The sequence below is a fragment of the Bartonella sp. AP65SXKL genome (genome assembly GCF_042195725.1).
Lineage (GTDB): Bacteria > Pseudomonadota > Alphaproteobacteria > Rhizobiales > Rhizobiaceae > Bartonella.
In genome coordinates, this window is the sequence record NZ_JBHIOW010000010.1 from 1 (window position 1) to 26,899 (window position 26,899).

The 26,899-nt window shown below is 38.7% G+C and carries 16 protein-coding genes and 1 pseudogene; 6 read left to right on the forward strand and 11 right to left on the reverse strand.

Annotated elements, in window-relative coordinates:
* The first annotated feature begins 516 nt into the window (after positions 1-516).
* From pyrF to ACFIMP_RS06730, 3 genes are all read left to right on the forward strand, one after another.
* A complete protein-coding gene (gene pyrF / locus ACFIMP_RS06720; protein WP_375686153.1) occupies positions 517-1,362 on the forward strand; it encodes an orotidine-5'-phosphate decarboxylase in 846 nt (281 codons plus the stop codon).
* A gap of 349 nt (positions 1,363-1,711) precedes the next feature.
* Positions 1,712-3,196 carry a histidine--tRNA ligase gene (hisS, locus tag ACFIMP_RS06725; protein ID WP_375638515.1) on the forward strand — a complete coding sequence of 495 codons (1,485 nt, stop codon included), beginning with the start codon at positions 1,712-1,714 and terminating at the stop codon, positions 3,194-3,196.
* 588 nt (positions 3,197-3,784) lie between these two features.
* On the forward strand, positions 3,785-4,318 hold the full coding sequence (locus tag ACFIMP_RS06730; protein ID WP_375686154.1) for a replication protein: 534 nt from the start codon (positions 3,785-3,787) through the stop codon (positions 4,316-4,318).
* 880 nt (positions 4,319-5,198) lie between these two features.
* On the opposite strand, the gene ACFIMP_RS06735 is transcribed toward ACFIMP_RS06730, so the two are convergent.
* The gene (locus ACFIMP_RS06735; protein WP_375686171.1) at positions 5,199-5,723 is read right to left on the reverse strand and encodes a peroxiredoxin; all 525 of its coding nucleotides are present in this window, start codon (positions 5,721-5,723) and stop codon (positions 5,199-5,201) included.
* 217 nt (positions 5,724-5,940) lie between these two features.
* Here ACFIMP_RS06735 and ACFIMP_RS06740 point away from each other — a divergent pair, with 217 nt between their 5' ends.
* The 3 genes and pseudogenes from ACFIMP_RS06740 to ACFIMP_RS06750 form a co-directional block, all read left to right on the forward strand.
* Positions 5,941-7,569 (forward strand): alpha-D-glucose phosphate-specific phosphoglucomutase, encoded by a 1,629-nt coding sequence (locus tag ACFIMP_RS06740; RefSeq protein WP_375613582.1) that lies wholly within the window; start codon positions 5,941-5,943, stop codon positions 7,567-7,569.
* A gap of 1,084 nt (positions 7,570-8,653) precedes the next feature.
* On the forward strand, positions 8,654-8,989 hold the full coding sequence (locus ACFIMP_RS06745; protein WP_273790940.1) for a zinc ribbon domain-containing protein YjdM: 336 nt from the start codon (positions 8,654-8,656) through the stop codon (positions 8,987-8,989).
* Positions 8,990-9,864: 875 nt separating this feature from the next.
* Positions 9,865-9,945, forward strand: a pseudogene (locus ACFIMP_RS06750) (DUF4102 domain-containing protein); the annotation flags it as partial.
* A 434-nt stretch (positions 9,946-10,379) separates the two neighbouring features.
* Here ACFIMP_RS06750 and ACFIMP_RS06755 read toward each other — a convergent pair.
* The 10 genes from ACFIMP_RS06755 to ACFIMP_RS06800 form a co-directional block, all read right to left on the reverse strand.
* Positions 10,380-10,958 (reverse strand): NifU family protein, encoded by a 579-nt coding sequence (locus ACFIMP_RS06755; protein WP_273723704.1) that lies wholly within the window; start codon positions 10,956-10,958, stop codon positions 10,380-10,382.
* 59 nt (positions 10,959-11,017) lie between these two features.
* Positions 11,018-11,509: a universal stress protein gene (locus ACFIMP_RS06760; protein WP_375612177.1), complete on the reverse strand. Its 492-nt coding sequence runs from the start codon at positions 11,507-11,509 to the stop codon at positions 11,018-11,020.
* A gap of 62 nt (positions 11,510-11,571) precedes the next feature.
* A complete protein-coding gene (gene trpS / locus ACFIMP_RS06765; protein ID WP_375613581.1) occupies positions 11,572-12,642 on the reverse strand; it encodes a tryptophan--tRNA ligase in 1,071 nt (356 codons plus the stop codon).
* Positions 12,643-12,702: 60 nt separating this feature from the next.
* The gene (murJ, locus tag ACFIMP_RS06770) at positions 12,703-14,274 is read right to left on the reverse strand and encodes a murein biosynthesis integral membrane protein MurJ (protein WP_273790944.1); all 1,572 of its coding nucleotides are present in this window, start codon (positions 14,272-14,274) and stop codon (positions 12,703-12,705) included.
* A gap of 775 nt (positions 14,275-15,049) precedes the next feature.
* Positions 15,050-18,295 (reverse strand): BID domain-containing T4SS effector, encoded by a 3,246-nt coding sequence (locus tag ACFIMP_RS06775; protein ID WP_375686155.1) that lies wholly within the window; start codon positions 18,293-18,295, stop codon positions 15,050-15,052.
* Between the two features lie 317 nt (positions 18,296-18,612).
* On the reverse strand, positions 18,613-20,577 hold the full coding sequence (locus ACFIMP_RS06780; protein ID WP_375686156.1) for a BID domain-containing T4SS effector: 1,965 nt from the start codon (positions 20,575-20,577) through the stop codon (positions 18,613-18,615).
* A gap of 304 nt (positions 20,578-20,881) precedes the next feature.
* The gene (locus tag ACFIMP_RS06785) at positions 20,882-22,165 is read right to left on the reverse strand and encodes a BID domain-containing T4SS effector (protein ID WP_375686157.1); all 1,284 of its coding nucleotides are present in this window, start codon (positions 22,163-22,165) and stop codon (positions 20,882-20,884) included.
* Positions 22,166-22,519: 354 nt separating this feature from the next.
* Entirely contained in the window at positions 22,520-23,341 is an 822-nt protein-coding gene (locus ACFIMP_RS06790) for a BID domain-containing T4SS effector (RefSeq protein ID WP_375686158.1), read from the reverse strand.
* A 340-nt stretch (positions 23,342-23,681) separates the two neighbouring features.
* The gene (locus ACFIMP_RS06795) at positions 23,682-24,866 is read right to left on the reverse strand and encodes a BID domain-containing T4SS effector (protein ID WP_375686159.1); all 1,185 of its coding nucleotides are present in this window, start codon (positions 24,864-24,866) and stop codon (positions 23,682-23,684) included.
* 309 nt (positions 24,867-25,175) lie between these two features.
* The gene (locus tag ACFIMP_RS06800) at positions 25,176-26,774 is read right to left on the reverse strand and encodes a BID domain-containing T4SS effector (RefSeq protein ID WP_375686160.1); all 1,599 of its coding nucleotides are present in this window, start codon (positions 26,772-26,774) and stop codon (positions 25,176-25,178) included.
* Positions 26,775-26,899 lie beyond the last annotated feature (125 nt).

The window sequence follows — 26,899 nt, forward strand, 5'->3', positions numbered from 1 at the left end:
TCGAATGGTGTGTTTTCAGGAATGCGAGTTTCCATGTTTTATCTCCTTGAATATGCTGGAGATACAATGCCTTTTTGCTAATTATGTTCCAAAAGTGAATAGATATGCGCCAAAAAGGAATAGGAAAAATCTAAAGCTAAGATCGAGATCATCATGGTGGGGCATTTTCTTTTGAAACTTTTGTTTAAAGCGCGTTCATAGAGAGTTTTTGTTGATCATAAAAAAGGGGGGTGAAAACGACAAGGCATGCCTATAGGGCTTTATGAGGTCATTATAATATAGATGCTGTTTTGTTTATATTCTTTCATAAATTTGAATTTTTATCTCATGACAACGTCTTGGTCGATAAACATATGATAAGCGTTACGAATGGGAATATATTTATGTTTCATAAATAAAAGCACATTTTGTATAGAGAGCTCTTTCTTTGTGTTTTAGCTATTGTATTCTTTTGACAAATGCTTTTCTTTTTGATTGTATCAAAAAGTTTAAAGAGAGACCTTGTTAGGATATAAAATGTTTCGTTCAACTTTTTTTAAAAATCGTGAAATCTATGGACCTCTTTGTATTGGATTTGATCCGAGCCATAAAGTTTTGCAATCGTGGAAACTAAGCTTTGATTATAAAGGTCTAAAAGATTTTTGTGATATTCTCTTAACAGCAGTTGTTGGTAAAGTAGGTATTATAAAGCCGCAAGTCGCATTTTTTGAATTATATGGTGTGGAAGGTCTTCAAGCTCTCAAAGAACTGATTGAAAATGCACACGAACAAGGCATATTGGTTCTGGCGGATGCAAAAAGGGGGGATATTGGCTCTACTGCTGAAGCCTATGGTAAGGCTTGGCTTGGTCCAAGTAGTGCGTTCAAGGTGGATGCCATGACAGTTAATCCTTTTTTGGGTTTTGATGCTCTTATTCCTCTGATAAAGGTTGCAGAAGAAACAGGAGCAGGGGTTTTTGTGGTTGTTCAGTCTTCTAATCCAGAGGGGAAACAAATACGAAATGCGCTTATTGGTGACCAGACACTCTCTCTTCATCTTGCACAGTGTATTTGTGATTATAATAGTCATTCTTCGGTTATTCATCATAATATTGGCCCCATAGGTGCGGTTATAGGAGCGACATTAGGATCTGAATCAAAAGACACAATCGAGCAGTTAAAAAATAGTCTGTTTCTCGTTCCGGGTATTGGCGCTCAAGGTGGAACAATGACACAACTAGCAAATCAATTTCCACAAAGACTTTGGCAGAATGTTATTCCCTCTGTATCACGCTCTATTACAGATGCTGGACGAAATATTGTTGATTTAAAAAATGTTATCAATTATTTTGCAGAACAAGCGCAAAGCACACTGATGTCTTGAGGATTTTTGCATCTGTAATAAATCTGAAGAATTCTGAAAGGGAGGGGTTTTGAGGGGGATGCTTCCGATTTATCAAGAATCAACTGTCGCTTTGAGGTTTCTTTCAACAAGCACAGATGTCTTTTCATTGAATGTTAAGCGGGCATTTCATGTTGAGCGGGAGGCTATGTTCCTATTGAAAGTACAAATATTTTCAGTAGATTGCCTTAAGGGTAAAGGTTTGCATCTTTTAAAAGCAAAAGCTTATGCATATTGTTACCAGTTTTCAGTTGATAAAGTTATTGCAGCGTTTGTTTCTATAAGATAGACACACGTTATCGGTGAATATATATTGTTGTTAGAGAAAAATATGTTATCAAAACAAGAAAAAACCAAAGCCCGTTTACCCCGTGGGTTTGTTGATCGTACAAGTGCACAGTTGTATGCAACTGAAACAATGATTGCGCAAATTCGTGAAGTTTATGAACTTTATGGTTTTGAAGCACTGGAAACACCAATTTTTGAATATACAGATGTGCTGGGTAAGTTTTTACCGGATTCAGATCGTCCAAATGCGGGCGTTTTTTCGCTACAAGATGATGATGAGCAATGGATGTCTTTGCGCTATGATCTTACCGCGCCTCTTGCTCGTTATTTTGCCGAGAATTTTGAAGTTTTGCCAAAGCCTTATCGCAGTTATCGTCTTGGCTTTGTTTTTCGCAATGAAAAACCAGGTCCAGGGCGGTTTCGGCAATTTATGCAGTTTGATGCGGATATTGTTGGAACACCAACGGTTGCAGCTGATGCCGAAATTTGTATGATGGCAGCTGATAGTTTGGAAAAATTAGGGTTTCAGCATCATGAATATGCCATTCGTCTGAATAACCGAAAAATTCTCGATTGCGTTTTAGAGAAAATTGGTTTGGGGGGAAATGAGCAGGCTGAAAAGCGCTTAACTGTCTTAAGAGCAATTGATAAACTGGATAAATTTGGTTCTGAAGGGGTGCGTTTGCTTTTGGGAAAAGGGCGTTTGGATGAAAGTGGTGACTTTACAAAAGGGGCGGAGCTTAAGGAAAAAGAGATTGAGTGTATTCTTACCTTAACTGCTGTTGGAGCTGAAACAGCAGAAGAAACGCTTGAGGCTCTTAAAGAAGTGGTTGGTGATCATGTTCAAGGGCGTGAGGGAATTCGTGAGCTTGAGGAAATGCAAGCAATTTTTGCCGCAAATGGCTTTCAGAATCGTATCAAGATTGATCCATCGGTGGTGCGTGGACTGGATTATTATACAGGTCCTGTTTTTGAGGCTACGTTGCTGTTTGATGTTTTCAATGATGATGGGCAGAAAGTTGTTTTTGGCTCCGTTGGTGGTGGTGGGCGCTATGATGGATTGGTGGCACGTTTTCGTGGTGAAAATATTCCGGCAACAGGTTTTTCAATCGGGGTCTCACGCTTGATCGCTGCTTTGCAAAATCTTGAAAAGTTGCCTATGAAGGAGACAACAGGGCCGGTTGTGGTGCTGATGATGGATAAAGAGCCAGAGGCGGTTGCTGGTTATCAAAAAATGGTGATGCAGTTGCGTGGTGCGGGAATTCGTGCTGAGCTCTATTTGGGGGCATCGGGGATAAAAGCGCAGATGAAATATGCAGATCGACGCCAAGCGCCTTGTGTGGTTATCCAAGGCTCACAAGAACGTGAGAGCGGAAAAATACAGATTAAAGATTTGATTGAAGGGGCGCGTTTGTCTCATGAAATTAAGGATAATCAAACATGGCGTGAAAGTCGACCAGCACAAGTGACGGTTGATGAAGATCAATTGGTCAAAACAGTACAGGATATTTTAGCCGCCCAAAAATGATAATGGTAAAAGTCTTTATCGAAGTGATTGTTCGAAATATTTTGGAAATTTGAAATTCAATTTTTAAAATTTGTGCTTTGCTCGTTTATACGTGTTGGTGCACGCGTTCAAAAGCGGGGTTTTGAAGTGCGTGCGGCATAAAAGAGAGATTTTTAAGAGATAAATAAGCACTATTTGCTATAAAACGTGCCCTTCTGAGGATGCGATGATAATGCGTTAAAATGAGCAAAAAAATTGTAACGAACAAAAACTCTGAGAAAATTAAAAGGTTTCACGCAACGCTTTCCCAAAAGTTTATAAAAATATTGACAAGTTCATATTGGCTTCATCTTTGAATTCTCATCTATGAGTATCAAATCCTTTGATGTTCTCTTCTTGGACATTACAAAATCTAGCCTTATTGCAAAAGGAGGGAGAACTAGAGCGTTTTATCCTAAAAGACTTTTTAAGCTTCAAAAAACAATGGAATGACTTAAATCGAACAATTTTTTACAGGAGCATGTTTGGATGAATTGTAAGCTGCCATAATGGTAACTTACTGATAATATGCATTTTTCATAAAGTCAATTCTTTAACGGAGAAATGAAAATGGTCCAATATGATTTTACTCTGCTCTATGAACGAAATCCCTTTATTCTTGAAAGACCTGAGAATATTGGAAAATCATTTAAACTTCCTCCTTCAAATTTCGGATTTGAAGATCTTCCGCAAATTACCTTTTCAGGCGCCTCGTCGTGTCGGCGTATGATTTTTGGGTTATCATTTAGTGGTATGAAAGCATTTTTTGTGATGTTGTGGCAGGTAGGGAAAATGTTAGATGAGGGGGATGATGTGGATTTATGGTTTGATCAGATAACATTGGATCATGATATTCTTGAGGAATTTTTGACTTGTGATCTTTCAATTCAAGAACCAGAATATCTTAATTTTGAAAGTTTTAAAGAAGGTATCAAAGAATTAGAAAAGAATAAAATTGTAGCGAAGGGGACAAAAAAAGATTGTTATTTCATCAATCCAGATATTTTTGGTCTTCCTGAATGTGATGAAGATTTTGAGTTGGATGAAGAGGAAGAGATAGAAGCACACTTTACGGTAGAATACCCGAATAAACAACTCCTTTAACCGTTTTTCTCTTAGAGAAAAATAAAAGCTTAGAATAAATGGCTATGAGAACAGCAATGAGTTTGTTTATGGTATGTGAATTGGAATGTTTGCGGGATCTGTTTTGATTTAATATTCTCCATGAATGGTTCTTTATGCAGAGCGGTTTTTATGCCATATTTTCTTCTTTTTATGAGACATAAGTTAATTTGAACTGTGCACCTCTTCAAACAAATGTTTGATCTGTATTTTCTTTCTTGATACTTTTGTGAACTTTGCAGTAATGATGTTCATAGCTCTTGTATTTTGGCGCGTTTACGAGAGGTATTTTTACTCTTTTTAATCGTTTATTCATATGCCAATCCCACTTGCTAATGAGCAAGAAAATAGTTTTAAGGGATTCAATATAAGAAGGGATAAAATAAAACAATCTTATGATATTCGGCTCCTCTCATTCAATATGCAAAATTATAAATTATCTTTATAAATCAATATTGTTCGATACAAAGTTTTTCTCAGTATGAGAAATTTAGCATTGATCTTGCATATTTCATCAATACGTTAGTCCTTGATGTTTCTGAGAGAGTTTTGCATGAATTTGCGCATTTGGCAATTGCATCCCCATTTTTTGATAGCGTGCAACAGCTTTTAACTCTTTGATTTTTTAGCTCCACAACGGGTCCAGATTTTTCATCAGCAATTTTTCAAATTTTTTCAAAGCCGTTAAAGCATGAAATATTTATTGAAAAAATTATTGCTGTAATATTTTCTCACAGAAGGTGTACAATCAACTTATCGTGTCTGCTTTCACGAATAGATGTTGTAAAAAGTAAACGACACAAATCTTCCTCCTCAGGAAATTTGTGTCGTAAAATTTTGTTTAAATAGACGATTGGGGGAATTAGCTTTTCAAGGCTTCTAAAACATGTTGTGGTGAAGAAACTTCATAAGGATCTGTTGCACAATTATCTGAAAAACCTGCTTCTTCGAACCATTGTTCAACCACACCATCATTAATAACAGCTGCATAGCGCCATGATCGCATGCCGAAACCAACATTGTCTTTTGCAACCAGCATACCCATTTTGCGTGTGAATTCACCAGAGCCATCGGGAATTAATTTCACGTTTTTGATATTTTGTGCTTTTCTCCAAGCATTCATGACAAAAGCATCATTGACGGAAAGGCAATAAATTTCATCAATACCCGCTTGTTTAAATTCATCATAGAGTTTTTCAAAATCAGGCAGCTGAAAGGTTGAGCAAGTAGGGGTAAAAGCTCCAGGAAGAGAAAAAAGAATAACACGCTTTCCTTTAAAGTAAGCATCGCTGTTAACTTCTTGCCACCGATAAGGATTGTCTCCATCCACTGATTCATCGCGTACGCGTGTGTGGAATGTTACATTGGGAACTGTTTTTTTCATCATCATGATGCTCCTGTATTCTTTTACGAAAATTTTGTTTTAAAACAGCCTTCGTATTTAAAAACATATGGCAAAAAGCGTTTTAAATAAAAGGGCTTCTTTAAAAATTCTTACTTCTAACGAGTGTGCAAATATTTCACACTTCCGTCAAGTAGAATTAATGGTCGACTTTGGATACTCTTCACCTTAAAATTATAGGAAAGAATATAAAGGTATTGATATGACCATAAAGACAGTTTTAACCACGGCTTTTGAGGGGCAAAAACCGGGAACGTCTGGTTTGCGCAAAAAAGTGTCTGTTTTTCAACAACCCCATTATGTAGAAAACTTTATACAATCTCTTTTTGATAATATTGGACCTCTTGAAGGAAAAATGTTGATTCTGGGGGGGGATGGGCGCACTTTTAATCGTACTATCCTTCAGATTGTGTTGAAGATGGCAGCGGCGCATGGTGTCTCTTGTGTTAAAATGGGAAGGGGCGGTATTCTTTCTACACCTGCTGTTTCGCATCTTATTCGTAAAACTCATGCCCATGGTGGACTTATTCTTTCTGCAAGCCATAATCCTGGTGGTCCAGAAGGAGATTGTGGTATTAAATATAATATTTCCAATGGGGGACCCGCTCCTAATTCTTTATGTGATGCTATTTTTGCAACATCGCAACGTCTTTCTTTTTATAAAATTCTTGAAGCACCAGATATTGATTTAGATAGGCAAGGTACGATCTTTATGGGAGCCATGCGGATTGATATTATTGATCCTGTCGCTGATTATGTTGCTTTGATGCAGGAGCTTTTTGATTTTGACTGTATTGCCAAGGCTGTTGCTCGAGGTCTTACTTTACGGTTTGATGCCATGCATGCGGTAACAGGGCCTTATGCCCATGAAATTTTTGAAAAATGCTTAGGATTTTCTGAAGGGACGGTGGTTAATGGTATTCCTTTGCCAGATTTTGGAGGCGGTCATCCAGATCCCAATTTGGTTTATGCTAAGGATCTTTATGATTTATTGATGTCAGAGCAAGGACCAGATCTTGGCGCCGCCTCTGATGGTGATGGAGACCGTAACCTCATTATTGGTCGTCAACAATTTGTCTCGCCTTCGGATTCTTTGGCTATTATGGCTGAACATGCACACCTTATTAAAGGATATCGAAAAGGTGTTGTGGGGATAGCGCGCTCTATGCCGACGGGGCGTGCTGCTGATCTAGTTGCGGAAAAACACGGATTAAATTTTTTTGAAACGCCAACGGGATGGAAGTTTTTTGGAACCCTTTTGGATGCGGGAAAAGTAACCTTTTGTGGTGAAGAAAGCTTTGGAACGGGCTCTCATCACATCCGCGAAAAAGATGGTTTATGGGCTGTCCTATTTTGGTTAAATCTTGTAGCGGTAACAGAAAAAACTGTCGCACAGATTGTTCAACAGCATTGGTCCACCTATGGGCGTTTTTACACGTTACGGCATGATTATGAAGAAGTCGAAGCAGATAAAGCTTTGGCATTACTAGAGCATTTGCGTGCGCACTTACCACATGCAGGAACTGAAATTTCTGGATTTTTCGTCAAAAAAGCAGATGATTTTACATATCATGATCCCGTTGATCAGAGCGTTAGCACGCGGCAAGGTATACGTATTTTTTTCGAGAATGGAGCAAGGTTGGTGGTTCGTTTGTCGGGAACAGGGACGCTAGGTGCTACTTTACGACTTTATTTTGAACAGTATGAAAGTGATCCGCGCAAACACAATTTTAATCCGCAAGAAGTTCTCCAACCTTTGCAACAGGTAGCACTAAAACTGTTAAACATACAACAAGCATTGGGGCGAGATCGTCCTGATATTATCACCTAAGATCATTGGAATGTTTTTTTGTAAAGGTATGATGATTGATCACATGGATGTGATTTTAGGGGTGTGATTTTATGTGCATAAGGGAGAGCTTAACTCTATTTTTAGGCGAGACTTGTTTTTTCCACCTTTCCATATCAATCGGATTCCTAAAACTGCGGGATTCTTAAAACTAAATGCTGTAGGAAATTATAATCGAGCATAATCGGATCATTTATGTCCAATGGGTTTGCTCAATGGCTTGATAGCAATTTTTGTTTAATAGGGGAATGTTTCTCATACAAAACAAAATACGATCATTGTTGCACATTTCATATGTTTGTTTTAAAGAATCTTCTCTCTCAAGACACTAAAAACGCATCTTATGCGTGTTGCTTTGAAAGGGATAACCGGCCATCCATCCATTGAGCAGCACCATTTTTACGCTTATGAGAGAGTAAGACGGCACCATTATTCACTTTGCCCGCTTTCAATGTTGGCTCTTATATTTGAGAGTATTTAGTATTTTGGATAATCGTTTTACACGGATTTTCCTACTTGTAACATGCAAACAAAAGGCTTTGGTTGTTTCAATGTAAAAGGGGTTGAGAGAATCTCAGCTTATTTATCGGCTTTCATTCAATATACAAAACCATTAACTATGATCATAAATCAGTCTGTTCTCTAACATTATGACTGTTATCTTTACTTAAATAAAAGGTTAAGTTGGGGACATCATTTTCTTGTTTCTCAATGCTGAAATAGTTTTTAGCTCTCTGAGAACGTTTTATTCAGAGATGTTCCTTTTCTAATTGTTTTGTTATCCATTCGTTAATTGCATTGGTGATGTATAAGAAAATGATTTTGATTAATTTATTAGAGAGAATGCAGTGAGTAAATTTTATGATATGCGGGGGGCTTATTTGAGTTGTATAATGATCAATCATTTTTATAAACTTGTGTATAGTATGTGATGATAGCATTCATGAATACAGTTGGCAGATGAGGATTGAAACAAAGGGAAACATTTTTCTAAAATAATGGACAATAAGCACTTCTTGCTTTATGACCAGTCATAATGAATGTTTTTTCTAAAAAAGGGAAATTTATGACCCAATATCCCAAATGTCCTCGTTGTGATTGTCTTTATACTTATGAAGATGGTGAAAATTTTGTGTGTCCTGAATGCGCGCATGAATGGCCACAAAAAAACGATGATACGGTTCTTGCCAATACTGTTTATGATGCCAATGGTCAGATTTTAACAAACGGAGATACCGTTATGGTGATAAAAGATCTGAAAGTAAAAGGCGCTTCATCTGTTTTAAAAGGGGGGACGAAGGTAAAGAATATTCGCTTGGTGGATGGGGATCATAATATCGATTGCAAAATTCCTGGGATCGGTCAGATGAGTTTAAAGTCGGAGTTTGTGAAAAAAGTTTAGGCATTTATCTTCTTGCAATTGTTTTTGCATTTCGTTGGTTTTCTATTTTTACATTCTTCTCTAATTGGGCATATTTTTCTCCAATGGGCTTCTTTTCTTGTTTCATAGATTACACCAATCAGATAGGAGCAATATGTTTTCCTTTATTGCAAAGCCATGTATCGCAGAGAAATAGCGACTCTTTCTTTTCTTTTAATATGGGGTTATGAGGGGACTGGATGTTGACTCATAAGCAACAATAAAAGTGTGCGCTTTATGAGAAAAACAACGCCGTAAAGTAGACAAACTTATTTCTGCTGAATTGAAAAAATATTCTCATTTTTTTATCAGATAATTTCTCAAACAACCATAATAGATCTGGCTTCAATGTATTTATTTTTTATGGGTAGTTACACCTTTTGCGTCATATTTATGGAAATGAGATTGAAAATGATAGAGGAAATTCTTGATTTTAAGAATGGAAAAAGGACGCTATGACCTTGATAAGGTCGTACTGTCATTCATTTTTCAGCTCTTAGTGCTGCAACAGTCTCTTATAAAAGTGTACATAAGAGCTATTAAAAATAGTTTTTGTTATTATCCAGTTTGTGCTGTGTAAGCGGACGATTTTGATTGATGCAATAAAAACAGAATTGAAATAAGAAAAATGTCAGAATTCTCATTCAAGTTGCAAAATGTGATCTTTGTCGAGTGGCTGAAACAACATATTGATTTATAATAATAAATTAGCGTTATTCATATTGAATTAGAACCCCGAATAACGTGGGATTCTCTCATTTCAAATCTGTTCCATGTTGAATCAATTAAAATCACTTGCTTGCACACCACAAGCGGGGCTGGCGTGTGGGTAAAAATGAGGAAAGAAAGGAGTAAAAATGACTCTTATGAATCGTCTTAATGAAAGAGCTGTCGCATCATTAGGGGCTGGCAGATATGATGATGGTGCCGGCTTGCTACAAGAAGTATTTTGCGTGATTTGTCGTTGGAAGCACTGAGAAAGATGAAGCAAATGGGCACTCTATCTTGCAATGTTTTCTTTTTTGTAACGAGGTCGTGTTTTCCTCGTTAAAATTGCATGACAAGATTATAAAACAAAATAAATTTAAAGTGCACATCCATGCATTGTACTTCTGTGTACGTATAAATTGGTTTATTGAAACAACTTATGCTCTTAAAAGGGCAGAAAGCTTTTTAAGGCATATGTGGAGGTGAAAGGTGAGTGAAGGTATCATTATTGGACAGATTTTTTTAACAGTACTCTATTTTTATGGCTGCATGGCTTACTTCGAGAATTTCAGGAATAAAATGACGTAAGATCTTTACATTCCATGTTTGAGCGCTGTTGAAGAGGGGCAATCGGTGTGGTTATTTTACCTATTGAGGTCAATATTTATTGTGGCATGGCTTCAACGCCTAAAACTTCAGGGATAAAATGGCGTAAAAGATTTTCAATACCATGTTTGAGGGTTGCCGTTGAAGAGGGACATCCAGCGCAGGAGCCGCGCATATTGAGATAAACAATACCATTTTCAAATCCACGAAAAGTAATATCTCCACCATCATTGGCAACCGCTGGGCGGATACGCGTTTCAAGCAGCTCTTTAATGGTTAAGACAATATCAGCATCTTTTTCGTCATAAAATTCTTCGTTAAGGGCATGGGTTTGTGCTTGTGTTGTAGCGTTGGTAGTGATCACTGGCTCATTGGATAGAAAATGTTCCATGATTGTGCCTAAAATGACGGGCTTGAGATGTTGCCATTCCCCTTCTTTTTTGCTTACGGTGATAAAATCATAGCCTAAAAAGACACCATTGATATTGGGAATATTAAACAGTTTAGCCGCCAAAGGTGAGTTTTTAGCTGCTTCTTCAGGGTCACGAAATTCTAATACGCCCTCAGAAAGAACCACGCGTCCTGGCAAGAATTTAAGAGTTGCAGGATTTGGGGTGGTTTCAGTTTGAATAAACATAGATTCTCCTTTTATAATGAAGGCTTGGGAAGATCTTACATTGTAGAATATTATATTTTTTAGGCAATAGATCTAATATCTTCATCGGCAAGATTGCTAGGAATAACAATGACAGGGATTGAAAAAGCTGTTCCTTTATTCCCGATTAATTGAACAAGGGGTCCTGGTCCTTCTGTATGTCCACTGGCTGCTAAAACAATCAGTGCAATCCTTTTATCTTCGTCGATCAGTTTAGAAATCTCATCAATTTTTTTTCCTTCACGCACTACTATTTCTGTTTCAAGCGCATGGGTGGTGCGGACTTCACTGGCAATGTCTCCTAATATTTTATGAGCACTTTGCTTTGATTCTGTACGCATAACGTTGTTTACACCCAGAAAATGTTGAAATTCTACACTATCAACGACACAAAGTAATACCAATGTTCTACTGGTATTTTGGGCATGCTGTGCGGCAAACGCAACGGCACGCCGACACTCTGGTGTTTCATCGATAATAACTAAGTTTTTTTTCTTTGGTTCTTTTTTCGGATTTTGGGGTTTGGAAATCATGCACTTTCTCTATTTTGTACAAACGATTTTTTTGCTCTCTACAGTTTTTAGTTTTATTATTTTTATGTATCGTGCAAAAATCCAATAATTTCACGAATTTTTTTCATATTTTCTTCTGCGAGCATACTAGCACGTTTAGCGCCATCATGCAAAACAGAGTCGATATAATCATTTTCTTGATGAAGGCGACGTAATTCTTCTGTTATAGGGGCAAGCTTATGGACAACAAGGTCGGCTAGAGCTGTTTTAAAATGCGAAAATTGTTGACCAGAAAATTCTAAAAGAATCTTTTCTTTGCTAACTTTGGCAAAGGCGGCATAAATACCAAGCAGGTTATCTACTTCTGGTCGTTCTTTTAAAGCGGCAAGGGTATCGGGAAGTGGAGCCGAATCCGTTTTGGCTTTGCGTATTTTTTTTGCGATAAGATCAGCGTCATCGGTCAAATTAATGCGTGAAAAATCTGAAGGATCTGATTTTGACATTTTTTTCGTCCCATCGCGCAAAGACATAACGCGTGTGGCTGTTGTTCCAATCAGTGCTTCTGGAAGAGGAAAAAAGCCTTGTCTTTTTTCTTCATCTGTTTGCATAGAGATGCCAAAATTTAATTCGGCAATACGCTGTGCATAGTCGTTGTTAAATTTTTGTGCAATATCGCGTGTGAGTTCAACATGCTGTTTTTGATCTTCGCCTACTGGAACATGCGTTGCACGATAGACTAAAATATCAGCAGCCATCAAAGTGGGATAGGCAAAAAGCCCGATGGATGCTTTTTCGCGATCTTTTCCCGCTTTATCTTTAAATTGTGTCATGCGTTGAAGCCAGCCGATACGGGCAACACAATTAAAAATCCAGGCGAGTTCAGCATGTTGAAAAACACGTGATTGGTTAAAAATAATGTGTTTTTGAGGATCAATACCGGCGGCTAAAAAAGCTGCTGTCACTGTTCTGGTGGATTCGCGTAAAGTAAAGGGATCTGGGTTGACTGTGAGCGCATGCATATCCACAACACAATAGAGGCAGTGATGAGAGTTTTGCAGTTCAACCCAACGCTGAATGGCTCCAAGATAATTGCCAAGATGTAAATGACCACTCGGTTGTACGCCGGAAAAGACAAGTGGTGTGAAGGTATCCATAGGAGTGCTCTTTCTTCAATTAAGGTTATTCATTTTATTGTTTTTGACAAAGTATAGATATTATGAGCGTTTTTTCAAATTTTTAAGCGTGTGAAAAAAGGAACGGGTGTTGAATAAAAAATAGGCACTAAAATAGATCAAAAATATGCCAATCATGATCCCAGCTAAGGTGATCGCGCGCAAGAAAAATGATGCTTGTGAGGATAAAGGAAAAGACAAAAAACCAAACACATTCAATCCGTAATAGAGGGCTAGTGCACTCAAAAGAGTTGCCATCATGAGACATAATATTCGTTTTATCAGTTGGAAGTCGTATTTCCAATAACCGCGTTTGATAAGGACACTCCACAGCAAAAGGGTGTTGGCCCATCCAGAGGTAATTTCAGCAATAACAATGCCTCGTGCAGATAGAATAGGAAATAATGTTAAGGCGAGACTGATATTGATGAAAACGCAAATACCTGTAAAAATCATCGGTGTTTTGGTATCTTCATGGGCAAAAAAATTAGGAATAAAGACCTTAATAAGAACAAAAGCTGGAAGTCCTAATCCATAAAGTTCTAGTAATTGTGCAACATGGTGTGTTGATTGACTGGTAAATTGTCCTCGCTCAAAGAGCAAACTGACAATGGGAGTGGAGAGCAGCAAAAAAGCAATGGATGCTGGAAGTGTTAACAACAATGTTAATTCAATAGAGCGATTTTGTAAATGGTGGGTTTCTTTATGCTTTTTGCTCCGCAAAGCGCGTGTTAACTCTGGTAAAAGAACGGTTGCAACGGCAATGGCAATTACGCCTAAAGGCAATTGATAAAGACGATCAGCATACATCAAAGAAGAGACAGCACCCGATTGACTAGAAGCAATGTTGGTATTAATAAGCAAATTAATTTGCGTGATGCCACCTGTGATGGCTGCGGGGAATGCTAAAGTTAATAGCTTACGAACATTAGGACTTAAATGGGGCTGGCGGAAGGAAATTTTCATTCCACTTTGACGCAAAGCAAGGGCAATTAAGGTGAGTTGAAGAAGCCCTGCTGCCAATACACCCCAAGAGAGATTTAAGCCGATATGCCAAGCGTCAAGTTTATAGATCCAAGCATAGGCAAGCACACCAATCAGAATAATGTTTAAAAAGAGTGGGGCAATGGCGGCAATAAAATAGCGTCGCAGAGCATTAAGCATGCCCCCCATCATGGCAGCAAGCGACATGCAGGTTAAATAGGGAAACATGATTGCAGTAAAGTGAATTGTAGCGTTAAATTTTGTTGCATCTTCGGTAAAACCTGGGGCAATAATGGTTCGTACCAAAAAAGGCATACTCAGTTCCATCGCAATCGTTAACAGTAAGAGCAGCGAAAAGAGAACGCCAAAGACTTCTTCTGCAAATTTGCATGCCGTTTCGTGACCTTCTTCAGTGATTTTTTTTGCAAAAAGAGGAATGAAAGCAGCGTTAAAGGCACCTTCAGCAAAAAAACGACGAAATGTGTTGGGAAAACGAAAAGCAGCGTTAAAGGCATCAGAAACAGGACCTGTCCCTAGGGCTGCTGCCATAAGCATTTCGCGTACGAAGCCAAAAATACGGCTCATGAGGGTTCCGGAAGCAACTGTTGCAATTTTTTTAATCAATGTCATAAAGATATATCAGCTTTGTTGTAAAAGAGAAGCGATGACAGGAGAAATAAAGCGTTTTAAATCGTAAAAATCTGATCTCTATCCTAATCAAGGATACTTTTTGAAAGCGTTTTACGACGGTGTTTATCTTTCTGTCAACAATGGTGCTTGAAGACTTTTTTATGCTCCTTGTTTACTGTTGTATTAAAATTTTTATTGTTGCCATAAAATAATTAAAATTTCTTTTTCAAACTGAAATATGCGAGTGATATCATAACAGTTTGAAGGGATATATAATGATAATTTCTCTTTATGGGTGATGTCGTGAATAGTGCAACCCAATACCGTTCTGTTTTATGTGAGGGGTGTGACCCTATTAAAGAACGCAAATAAAATAAAAGCGTGGAGCAATACGCAATTTCCATTATTTATTCATTATTAAAAAAACAGCGCTTTAGATGTTTTAAAAAGTCGTAAGGCTGAGCTAAAAGGTGATGGTAAAGCTGGTGATTGGTTTTTACTTTTACGACTTTATGTTCTCCCAAAATTTGTCTGCCCTCCCGTTTTAGAGATTACATAAACAAGAGGATAGGAAGATATGATCTTTCAACAGCATTTTTGCTGTTCAGGTTTCTTTTCACAGTTGATGAGGATAAAATCTGAGGAAATAAGATAAAATTACTCTCTCATGGTTTCCATTCTCGTTGAGGTGCAATTGATTTGCCGATGAAGGCAAGGGGGATAAAGGCTATCATTTTTACCAGAGGGGGCAAAAAAGTTAAAGTTTATAAACCTTTTAGATATTCATTGCCATTGCTTTTGTGTGCTCCGTTTTGTGAGGTTGAATATTTTCTTGTCTTTTGGGACTCTGATTGACGATTTCTGTCATTTTTTGCACTTTAATTGCTTCTTTATCAAGGGTGTTGGAACATTTTTTTTCATTGTTTTTCTTTATAGATTGATGCTGGATAGATTGATACTGGTTTGGTGCGAAGCGCTCATCGAATTTATGGTTATAAAAATACATGGGTTGTATATGCTGTTCTATCTCTTTTATCTGCTTGATTATTTCCATAATCTCTTTTGCTTTAATGGTTGATGTGCCAAGACTCTTCGCAAGTCTTTCAGGATTATTTTCTTTTATAACTTCATGCTCGTTTGAAGATAAGCGCTCATTGATTTTTTTGATATAAGTCCTTATCTCCCCCCTTAATTCAGGAGAGTTTGATAACATTTCTTGCTGTTGTGCTTTTGACAAGGAAAGGAGATTTTTCATCCAAGCCTTAGGCATTTCTACCGACTGTTCACACCGCCTTTGTTTTACATGATGGGTATGGAGAATGTCTCTTTCTGTTTGTTTAGAAATATTGATATAACGATCAATGGCTCTACAGAGGGGCAAAATATTTTCTTCAGCATGGGCGCGCGCGTTGTTTTTTATGCCAAATACATTGCTACCAGAAAGCTTAGAAATCGATTGGGGAGAGGTGGTAATTTGATAGGTGAGTTGTTCTCCTTCAGTATGATTTTCATGGATCATCTCAATTTTTTCCCGCAAAATATGACGATTGCCATAAATGATTTGGCACAAAGTTTCTATTTCTTTTCTTCTTGCTTGAATGGATGCGTTGTTTTTTATCCTTGTGGCAATTTCATTGTTGGTAAGGGGGGCTATTGTTTGTGCGGGGATAAGCACTTCTTGCTGGTTTTGAATTTTTGGTGCTGTAAAGGAGAGGGCGTCACCGATTTTTAATGTCTGTATTTGCTCTGGGGTGAGATCTTTTTTATTTCCCAAGATGAAAATTCCGTTAGCATCAAGCATAAAGCCATTGGGTCCACTGCCTCTGTAAAAGCCTTTATAGGTATGACCTTCTTTTGCTGTTATAATAAGATGATGATGAATACTCTCAAGCCCGATATGTTTCATACTGTCCATGAATTCTTTTAAAATAAGTATTTTTTCTGGATTTGAGATATCTTCAAGCAGATGTTTCATTTCTTCTTTATCGTTATGTTTTAGCGATGCAATGCTGGCAAGATTCATACGTTTTTCTGTTACAAGAGAAAAGTCGAGTGTGTGGCCAGCAACTTGCCCAAGTTTTTCAAAAAACATTCGTTGCGTGCGTCCATTGCCTTCTCTGAAAGGATGTGTATAGTTGAGCTGTATCAACATTTCAGTGACATGTTCAACAAATGTTTCGCGGGTTAAGCCTTTTAAACTATTCGTTTCAGCAAGTATTTTATCTAAATTTTCTAGTCTCTCTTGTATCTGTTTTGCTGAGGCAAAAGAAATACCAGCTTTTTTCATCATTGGCATATAAGCAACGGTACCATCTTCAAATGTAAATGGTTTTTCGCGTGTTTGTCCGGCCCATTCAAAAGTATTTTTAAATAGGGTGTGATGAATATATTGGAGATATGTGGAAGTTAGTTTTTGCGGTGGCGCTTCTTGGCGTAGATGAATGATTGCTTTTGTTGTATCATGGGCACATTGCACTTTTAATTTTTTATAGTCTTTTATACCATATTTATTTTTTAAGGTGATACTATTAGGGCAAAAGAAATTACGGTACATTGTCTTATTTTCTTCGGTTTCAGGCGGTGATGATAATTTCTCCTGTAAGGTGAGAGGGACGGTGTCCGTTTTTCTTGTACCAGTATCCCAGTATACCATTGCTTTTTTTGGGGGCTGTTTTGTTCTTTCTTGATGATCAGAGCGTGTTTCCTTTGTCATTTTGACAGATATTGGATTATTTGTCGCTGTATTACTGCTCTGTAAAATGTTTTTTTGAAAATCTTTTTGCATTTGCCTCATAGCGGAAGCCGATTGAGCAATTGGTTGTGCCATTTGTTCTTTTTCTTGTTCTTGCAAACTTTGGGGCATAACTTCAACGCTGTCATGTAAAGCATGAGGGGCAATCCACGGTGAAAAATGGGCTTGTTCTTTTTTCTTTGTTTGAATGGATGCGTTGTCTTTGCTCTTTTCAGTTATTTCATCGTTTTTAAGAGTGGCTCTTTTTTCTTCTTTTTCTTCTGGAAGCAATGTTTTTTGCTGGTTTTTTTCTGGGTTTTGAACTTTTTGTGCTGTAAAGGAGAGGGCATCACCGATTTTTAATGTCTGTATTTGCTCTGGGGTGAGATCTTTTTTATTTCCCAAGATGAAAATGCCGTTGGCATCAAGCATGAAGCCATTGGGTCCACTGCCTCTATAGGTACCATGATAGGTTTCTCCTTCTTTTGCAACGACAGCGAGATAATAATTTTTTTCATCCAATCCAAGCTCTCTCATAGAGTTGGTGAATTCTCGTAAGAGGAGCAATTTTTCTGGATTTGAGATATCCTCAAGCAGATGCTTCATAGGCTCTGGGTTACCATGTTCCATGGCAGCGGCGCGGACAAAGTCTTTACGTTTTTTGCTCACAAGAGAAAAGTCTAGCTCATGTCCTGCTGCTTGAGAGAGTTTTTCAACAAACAGTCTCTTTGTGCGCCTATTGCCCTCTCTGAAAGGATGCAAGTGGTGCAAATCTATCATTATACCAGCTGCTTGTTCAACGAATTCTTCGTGCGTTAAGCCTTGTAAATTATTCTTTTCAGCAAGCGTTTTATCTAACTTTTCTAGTCCCTCCTGTATTTTTCTGCCAATCGCAAAAGGTTTTGTAAATTCTTTTCTTTTCAAAATGGGCATAGAAGCAACAGAGCCATCTTCAAATGTAAAAGGCTTTTCGCGTGTTTGTCCGGCCCATTCAAATGTACGGGAAAAGAGGCGTTGATGAAGGTATTTTAGATAAGAGGCATTAAACTGCTCTGGTAGAGGTTCTTGATGCAGTTTTATCATTTCTTTTTTTACATCATTAGAACAGCATTCTTTTAATATTTCTTTATCTTTGATGCGGTATTTATTTTTAAGCACTTTGCTATTGGGGTAGAAAAAATTTTGCGCTTCTTCATTGATTTGCTTTGAAATGGCTGCATTAATTACAGAGTGTTGTTCTTGCAATTCTTCCTGTGTAGAGGAGGCACAATGTTCTGTGTTTTCTTTCATGCATATTTCCTTTCAAATGGTAACATTATTTTTTGAAATCTTCTTTGTTTACATTTTTTGCCTTATGTTATTTTCATAGCGTTTTCTTCAAAGAAGAATGCCTATTTGAATGATTGAAAAAATTGACCTTATTCGCATGGAACAAAGTTAAAGTTTATAATTTTGAAGTATTATCGTGAAATTTTATCAATGAATTCTGTAAAATAATGGGGTGTCTTATTCAAAGTTTTCTGTATTTCACACACCGTCTTTGATGCAATCTTGGCAAGATAATTGCACCAAAGTTTTGGATAAAAAGCCAACAATTAGGAGATTTATCACGACAAAGCCATTGCTTTTGATGTTTCGGCTCTGCGCGGTCGAACCTGCGGCTGGTCTTCTTGTCTAGAAGTTTCTGTAACCTCTTTATGCCGCTTTGCTGTTGAGCGTTCAGGCAGCTTCAGGGGCTGCGATAAGCTTTGCTGCTTTTGTAATTTTTTATCGAAATCGGTAGGTGGTTGATAACGTTTTTGTTGTTCTGCCTGATGGTTTTGCACAATGGTTTCTCTTAACTGTTTTACAGTTTCAGCATACTCCTTAATGACGGTACAAAGAGTAGGAAGATTTTCTTCAGCGGCTTTGCGTGCTCCATTTTTTACGCCAAGGACTTGCTTACCAGCAAGTGGAGCAACAGATGCAGAATCCTTTTCAATTTGAAATACAAGCTCTTCTCCCATCTCTGGAATTTTGTGCATATCTTCTATTCTATATTGCAAAATAAATGGATCATTATAAACAATTTGGCACCAATATTGGATCTCTCTTTGACCATATTGAACCGATGGATCTTGTTGAACTCTGCGGGCAATTTCCTCATTTGAGAGAGGCTTTATTTTCTTTTCTGAATTGAGCGGATTTTGTAAATGTTGATTTGTTAGCTCTTCCTCTTGTGTTTGTCGCTGATGTTGTTGTTCCGTGTGAGAACCTTGTAAAATATTTTCACTTTTTGTATATTTTGAAGTATACACATAACCGTTAATGGCAGCACATAGGGTGGGAAGAGTTTCTTCAGCTTTTCTGCGCGCATGGTTTTTTATGCCAAGAACTTTTCTACCAGCAAGCTTAGAAATAGACTTAGGCCGTTCTGTAACATCCCATAAGAGCTGTTCTCCCATATCGGGGTTTTCTTTGATTGCTTCTATTCTTTCATTTAAAATAAGTCGGTCGCCATAAACCTTTTCGCTCAAAAATCGTATTTCTTCTTGATATGCTACGAGCAATAGCTCTCTTTCCATTGTATTAATAGATGGTTTTTGTTCGTGAGACGGTTTTGGTTGTTCAATTGCTGTGTGTGGAGAGGAAGTTTTTGGGACGACAGTATCGCTTTGTTTTCTGTTTTCCATACGGTGCGGTTTTCTTGAAGGCGGGACGGCATATGTTCCACTGTCTTGTGATGATGAACTGCTTTGCTGCCTCACTTTCATATGTGATGATGTTTTGGGTCTAACACTTGGTTCGTGTGTTTCAGGATTTTGAATTTTTGTGCCGTTTTGTGCTCTTTCTCTCATGCGTGGGGGAAGGGGCGGAGCCACTTTTGTCTGTAGAGAAGGGGATTCTTGAGCAGTTGGTTTGTTTTGTTCTCTATCTTTTGCACGCGGTGGTCTTTGTGGGGCCATTTTTATGCGCGTGGAGGGGCTTTCTTGGGTTTCATGCTTTTGGATTTTTGCGTCGGCTTGTGTTTTTTCTCTCATACGTGGGGGCGGGGGCGGGGCCATTTTTTTTTGCGGGGAAGGGGACTCTTGAACTGTTGGTCTATGTTGTTGCCTCTCTTTTGCACGCGGAGGTTTTTGTGGAGCTGCTTTTGTGTGCGTGGAGGAGCTTTCTTGGTTTTTTGAGTTGGAGATTGTTGTGCCGGTTTGTGTTTTTTCTCTCATGCGTGGAGGAAGGGGCGGAGCCACTTTTGTCTGTAGGGAGGGGGACTCTTGAACTGTTGGTTTATGTTGTTGCCTCTCTTTTGCACGCGGGGGTCTTTGTGGGGCTGCTTTTTTTTGTGGGGGAGGCGTCTCTTGGTTTTTGGCGTTAGGAGGCATTGTGCTGGTTTGCATTGGGCTTTTCATACGTGGGGGAGGTGGTGGAGCAACTTTTGGGTGGGGGGATAAATTTTCTGGGCGTTTTTCTACAGTTGCTTTTGGCAAACTTTGAGAAACTTGGGAAGGAGGGGTTCTGGTGGGGGATTGTTCAGCCGGTTGTTGAAATTTTTCCATCATTTCGGTGATAAAAGGGGAGGGATTTCTTTTTTTCATGCATGTTCCTTTCAAACTCTTCCAATATTGTTTTTAAATACTATTTAAAAATGTACGTTGGTTTTTATTCTGTTTTATGCTTTTTCATTTGTTTCTATGAGAGAGGATATGAAACTGAATGGTTTCGCATGATTTGACTCTCTTGGCTCAGATCATATTCATTCTCTAAAGATTGTTTTCTCCAGTGTTTGGGTTAAGGGACGGAAAAATAAATTTTGTTTCAATTTTCTCTCTTTCTTGGCGCAAACACCTCTTTCCTGTGTTGCGCCAAGACGTTGGATTCAACGTGAAAACTTATGTCTGTTTAGCTGGCAAAAGCCATCGCTTTTGGGGCGGCAGTTTTGCGAGGACGAATATCTGTTTCTCTTTGTTGCGTAGAGGGTGTTGCTCCTTCATGCGTTACTGTTGAAAGCTCAACGCGTTGAGCAGACTGTGAGACGCTTTGTTGTTGATGCAAGATTTTCGCTCTCTCAGAAGATGCTTCATTGTGTCCTTGTTTTGTCTGCTGAGTTTTTGAAAGGCTCTCTCTTACTTGTGTTACAGCTGTTGCATAATTGTCAGCGGCGTCAATGAGGTGAGAAAGACCCGCTTCAGCATGTCTGCGTGCTTTATTTTTAAAGCCACAAAAGTTACGACCAGTGTATTTGTTAAAAGACTGAGGATTTCCGGCAAGTTGCTGTGCCAGCTGTTCTATTGTTTCAGGGTTTTGGAAAAGCATTTCCACCTGTGATTGCAAAATGTTTGTGTTGCCAAAAACAACTCCGCACCAATATTGGATTTGGGCATGGTGTCTTCTGACTTTTGAATGTTGGTGAATTTTGGTAGAAATTTCTGTCTCTGAAAGCGTTTCTTTTTCGCGTTGATCTGATTTTTGTAGAAGTTTAGTGACAGCTTCCTTCCCCATTAAGCGTTCATAGTTTTTGAGTTCTTGCTCTGGAGATTGTAAGAGGCTCTCTCTTGCCTGTTTTACGGCTTCTGTATAACAATCAACGGTGACACTGAGAGCGGAATAACTCTCTTCCGCTTGTCTACGCACTCGATTTTTAAAGCCCAACATGCTGGTGCCGGAAAGTTTAGCAAGACTTTCAGGATGGGCTGCCATGCGCCATGAGAGCTCCTCTCCTGCAGCGGGATTTCTTTGAATTTCCTGCATTTTTTCTTGCAAAATGTTTGGGTTACCATAGGCACTTGCGGATAAATGTTGGATTTCTTCTTGATAGGTTCGAACCAATGAATGGTGTGGAAGCAATAGAATGATCTCTTCCTCTGAGAGAACTCTTGTTGCCCTTTGTAATGCTGCTTGTGAAGGAATTGTTGCGTGTGTCGTTTCAGCTTCTTGCGGTCTTTTGGTAGAGCCGCCTCTTGTTAACGAAGCTGTTCGATTTGTTGATGCATATACAGTTTCTTCGCTTAAAAGAGATTGTCTTTCCTCATCTTCTTCCGGTATGGATGACAGTCTTTTGCTTTTTGAAGGCGTTTCTTTAGGAAGGGGAGCTGCGCCTGAGACCTCTGCCGCCGCTTGTTCATAGAGCTTTATAAGTTCTTGTATTGAAGAGGATGGAAAAGGATGAGGGTGTTTTTTTTTCATGCATGTTTCCTTTCAAAAATTGTTTTAGAAAACCTCTTTGGTGCATTCTTGCCTTTTATGCTTGGATCGCTTTGAGACGAAAGAAATATCGAGCTGAATGAGCTTCCAAAGATCTGCGCTATTTGCAATCAGCTTAATGGACATTTGTGTCTTTTATACAGTTTTTTTGTGAAATATTATCAATAAGTTATCAATAGTTATCGTGAATTACAGGCGTCATTTTTAGGACTATTTTTTGTAACATTCTAAAACAATTCTTGGCGCAATCGCGATGAAACGATTTGCGCCAAGAAACTCACTGAAAAAAAGATTAAATGAAAAACAAAAACTATCTGTTTTTATGTTTACGCCCCTTTACATGGCATAAGCCATTCCTTTTTCTCCGTGTCTTTGTCGTTGTGGACTGTGTTCTGGACTATTTTGTTCTTGTCCTCTTTCGTGATGACGATGATGATGATGGTGATGATGGCGTCTTTGTTCCGCTAGAGGGGTTTGCAATAGCTGTTCTTTTGCGTTTTCTACAGCTTTCGTATAACCATCAACGGCATCAACGAGCAATCTAAAACCATCTTCAGCTGCTCTTCGTGCTTGGCTTTTTATGCCAAGTGTTTGGTGGCCCGCAAGCTTATGTATAGACTCAGGATTTTCAGCAAGTTGATTTGAAAGGTCTTTTCCTTTACGGGGATCTGTAAGTATGTCTTGCAAGTGTTTCTGAAAAATATTGTCCTTTCCATAGACAGTTGCACCCCAATGTATGACCTCTTCTCCATATGCTTTAACATGTGGATCTTTTAAAAGTATGACAGTTATTTGCTCCGTTGTGAGGGAAGATGGAGATCTTCCTCTTTGGTGCGGAGCAACCGTTGTATAGTCGGTTTCAGGACTTTCTCTTCCCCGATCAGGATGTCTCCCTCTTGAAAGAGGAGAAACGCTGCTCACTGATGCGTATAGAACTTCCTTTTCACGTTTTGGGGGAGCAACCGTTGCATAGTCGGTTTCAGGACTTTCTCTTCCCCGATCAGGATGTCTCCCTTTGGAAGGAGAAATACTGCTAACGGATGCGTATAGAACGTCTTCTTCTGGGGTTGGTCCGCGCTGGTTTCCTCTGTTTGGTTTATTAACTGTTGCATAGAGGGCTTCTGGATTTGCAGAAGGATGTGAATGATGTTTTTTCATACATATTTCCTTTCAATATTTTTAGAAAACCTCTTTGGTGCATTCCCCACTTTTAGTTTTGATAACTTTTATATAAGGAAGATATCCAACCGAATGACCTCCAAAGATTTCGCGCTATTCGAGAATAGTGTGACGGACCTTTGTGTCTTTTATACAGTTTTTTTATGAAATTTTATCAATAAGTTATGATAAATTATAGGATTCTTTTTAGAACTATTTTTTGTAATATTTTAAAACAACTCTTGGTGCAATCACGATAAAATGATTTGCACCAAGAAACTCACTGAAAAAAAGATTACATGAAAAACAAAAACTATCTGTTTTTATGTTTATGCTCTCCTTACATGGCAAAAGCCATTCCTTTTTCTCCATGTCTTTGTTGTTGTGGGCTGGGCTCTGGACTATTGTATTCTCGTCCTCTTGCGTGATGATGATGGTGGTGATGTCTGTGTTCTGGGTCTCTTTCTGGACTTTCGTGTCTTTGACCTCTTTCTCTTTCCTGTTCACGTGTAAACTGTTTATGGAGCTTTTGTGCCGTATGTATATGCCTCTCAAGAGCTGAGCAAAGGTGGGTAAACTCATCTTCAGCTTCTCTGCGGCTTGGAGATTTTACACCAAGTATTTTGTGACCTGCAAGCTTACCAGCGCTTTGAGGATTTTCTGCAAGGTCCCATAAGATTTGTTCTGCATTTTGAGGATCGTCAAGGATCTTCGCAAGTGGTCCATTCAAAGCATGTTCTTTTCCATAAACAACTTTGCATCGCTCTTGGATTTCTCTTACACCATATTGAAAGCTTGTGTTTTGTAAAAGCCTTGTTGTAACCACATCTTTTGGGGTTCTGGGAGGGGAGATTCTATTTCCGCCAACGCCTAGATAGATGGGATTTTCTAGTTGTTCAGACTCTTGCCCGCCTTCAGCCCCCATGCCAACCGTTGTATAGACAGATTCGAGTGATCTTTGGGGAGAGCGTCCACCATTTGCACCAAAATCAAGCTCTGCATAGAGATGTTCTGGTTCTTGGGGATGTCGTCCACCCTGTGCACCTCCACCAACTGTGTCGTAGGGTGTTTGCCAACCTTGCGCCGCCAGATCCGTTATTGAATAGGGGTTTACGAGTCTGTCGGTGCGTCGCCCATCACTCGGTCTCCCACCAAGTCTGTCATAGGAATTTCCTAGTGGCTTTTGGGGAGCAAAGACCGTTTCTGCTGGTTGTTGAAGTGTATAGTGTTGTGGGTTGCGTTGTTCTTTGGGTGGTTTGTTAACCTTTGCGTAGAGGTCTCCTACATTAGAAGCTCCTAGATTTTGTTGTTCAAGTGGCTTTTGGGGAGCATAGATCGTTTCTGCTGGTTGTTGAAGTGTATAGTGTTGTGGGTTGCGTTGTTCTTTGGGTGGTTTGTTAACCTTTGCGTAGAGGTCTCCTACATTAGAAGCTCCTAGATTTTGTTGTTCAAGTGGCTTTTGGGGAGCATAGATCGTTTTTGGTGGTTGTTGAAGTGTATATTGTTGTGGGTGACTTTTTTTCATGGCTGTTTCCTTTCAATATTTTTAGAAAACCTCTTTGGCGCATTTCCCACTTTTTGATATTTTTTAAGACAAAAGAAGAATATCAAACTGAATGGTATCCAAAGACTTCGCGCTATTCATATTGATATGTAATGGACATTTATGTCTTTTATACAGTTTTTTTATGAAATATTATCAATAAGTTATAGTAGATTACAGGATTCATTTTTAGGACTATCTTTTGTAACATTTTAAAACAATTGGTGGGCGTAATGGAGATAAAATGATTGGTATAAAGAGTTCTGTTGGAAGGCAAAAGTTCACGCGTTTTTAGCCGGTAAGAGCCAGCGATGAGGAACGACTAACTTTCAAGCTGCGAGCTTGGCATTGTGCTTCTTGGGTGTTCTTTACAGTATTCGCAATTTCTTTTGCTTTGCTTTCCGATGTCCCAAGGAGGCAAGCTAGTCTGGTATAATCTTTTTCTTGTATGGCTTTACGATCTTCTGAGGATAGACGATTGTGTAGTTGTCGTGAAAAGGTATGGAGTTCTTGTCGCAGTGAACGAGAATGGAATAAAGCTTCCCTTTGTTGTTCTTCTGGTAAGGCAAAAAGGTTTTGTAAATTTTTTCCAGGTTTTTCGACAGTGTGGTTCAGGCGATTTTGTTCTCTTTGGTGTTGCTCTAGAATTGCATCTTTTGTTTGTTGTGTTATTGCGCCATAATTTTTAAGGGCTTGGCTGAGTTGTGGAACAGCCTGTTCGGCTTGTCTGCGATTTGAACTTTTCATGCCAAGTATTTTACTCCCAGCAAATTTAGAAATTGATTGAGGGTTTTGTAAAGTTTCATCGGCAAACTGATTTCCTAAGTTTGGAGCTGCCGTTATGATATCTAATGTTGTCTTTAAGGCCTGGGTTTTACCATAAACAGTCTTTGATAAATTTTCGATTTCTTTTCGGCTCCCTTCAACATAAGCGTCATTTGAAATCCTTTCAAATAACTCTTCATGGGTAAGAGGGGCTAAAGTTTCTTTTGGGATCAGTGTTTCTTTTAAGCTTTGAACGTTGGTTTTTTGAAAGCAGAGGCGGGCACCGTTTTGTAATGTTTTGACGAGTTCTGGGGTGAGATCATCTTTGTGTCCGACGACGAAAGCCCCTTCTATTTCCATGACAAAACCTTCTGCTGAAAAACCTCTAAAGACGCCTTCATAGGTTACATCTTCCTTTGCTGCAACAACAACACGATCGTTAATTTCATCCAGTCCAGCGTTTCTCATTTGGGAGATGAATTCTTTTAAAACAAGGGATTTTTGTGGATGGGTGATATCTTCAAAAAGATCTTTCATCGGTTGGGAATTGCCATATTGCATGGCTTCAATACAAGCTGTTGTCATGCGTCCTTTTGTGATGAAAGAAAAGTCAATGGTATGTCCTGCGGCTTGTCCAAGTTTTTCCATAAACATTCGATTTACGCGCCCATTGCCTTTTCTAAAAGGATGTGCGTGCTCTAGCACCATAAAAACTTCAGCGGCACTTTCAGCAAATTCTTGGCGCGATAAACCTTTTAAATTGTTCTTTTCATTAAGTGTTTTTTCGAGTTGTGTGAGTTCTTTTTTAATCTGTGGACCGATAGCAAAAGGAACTTCATAACCTTTGGGACGCATCGCCGGCATATGGGCAGTGGTGCCGTCTTCAAATGTAAAGGATGTATCGCGAGTGTAGCCCGCCCATTCAAAAGTTTTGTAGAAGAGGCTCCAGTGGATTAGTTTTAGATAGGAAGCATCAAATTTTCGTGGGGGTGGTTCATGGCGAAAATTGACGGCTGCTTTAGTGACGTCATGAGTACTGCGTTGATACAGTTTTTTAGGGTCTTTGATGCCATATTTATTTTTGAGTGTTTTGGTTCCTTTATATAGATAATTTTGCTCTAACATGTAATCTCTCCTAAGTAGGTAGGGTGGTGGTTGATGAGCGTCTTAAACGCTGCATGTGAAAAATTCCCCTTCGCGTATTCTTTTGAGATTTTGGTTGTTATGAGAGGGAGCACTTTTCCCTCCAG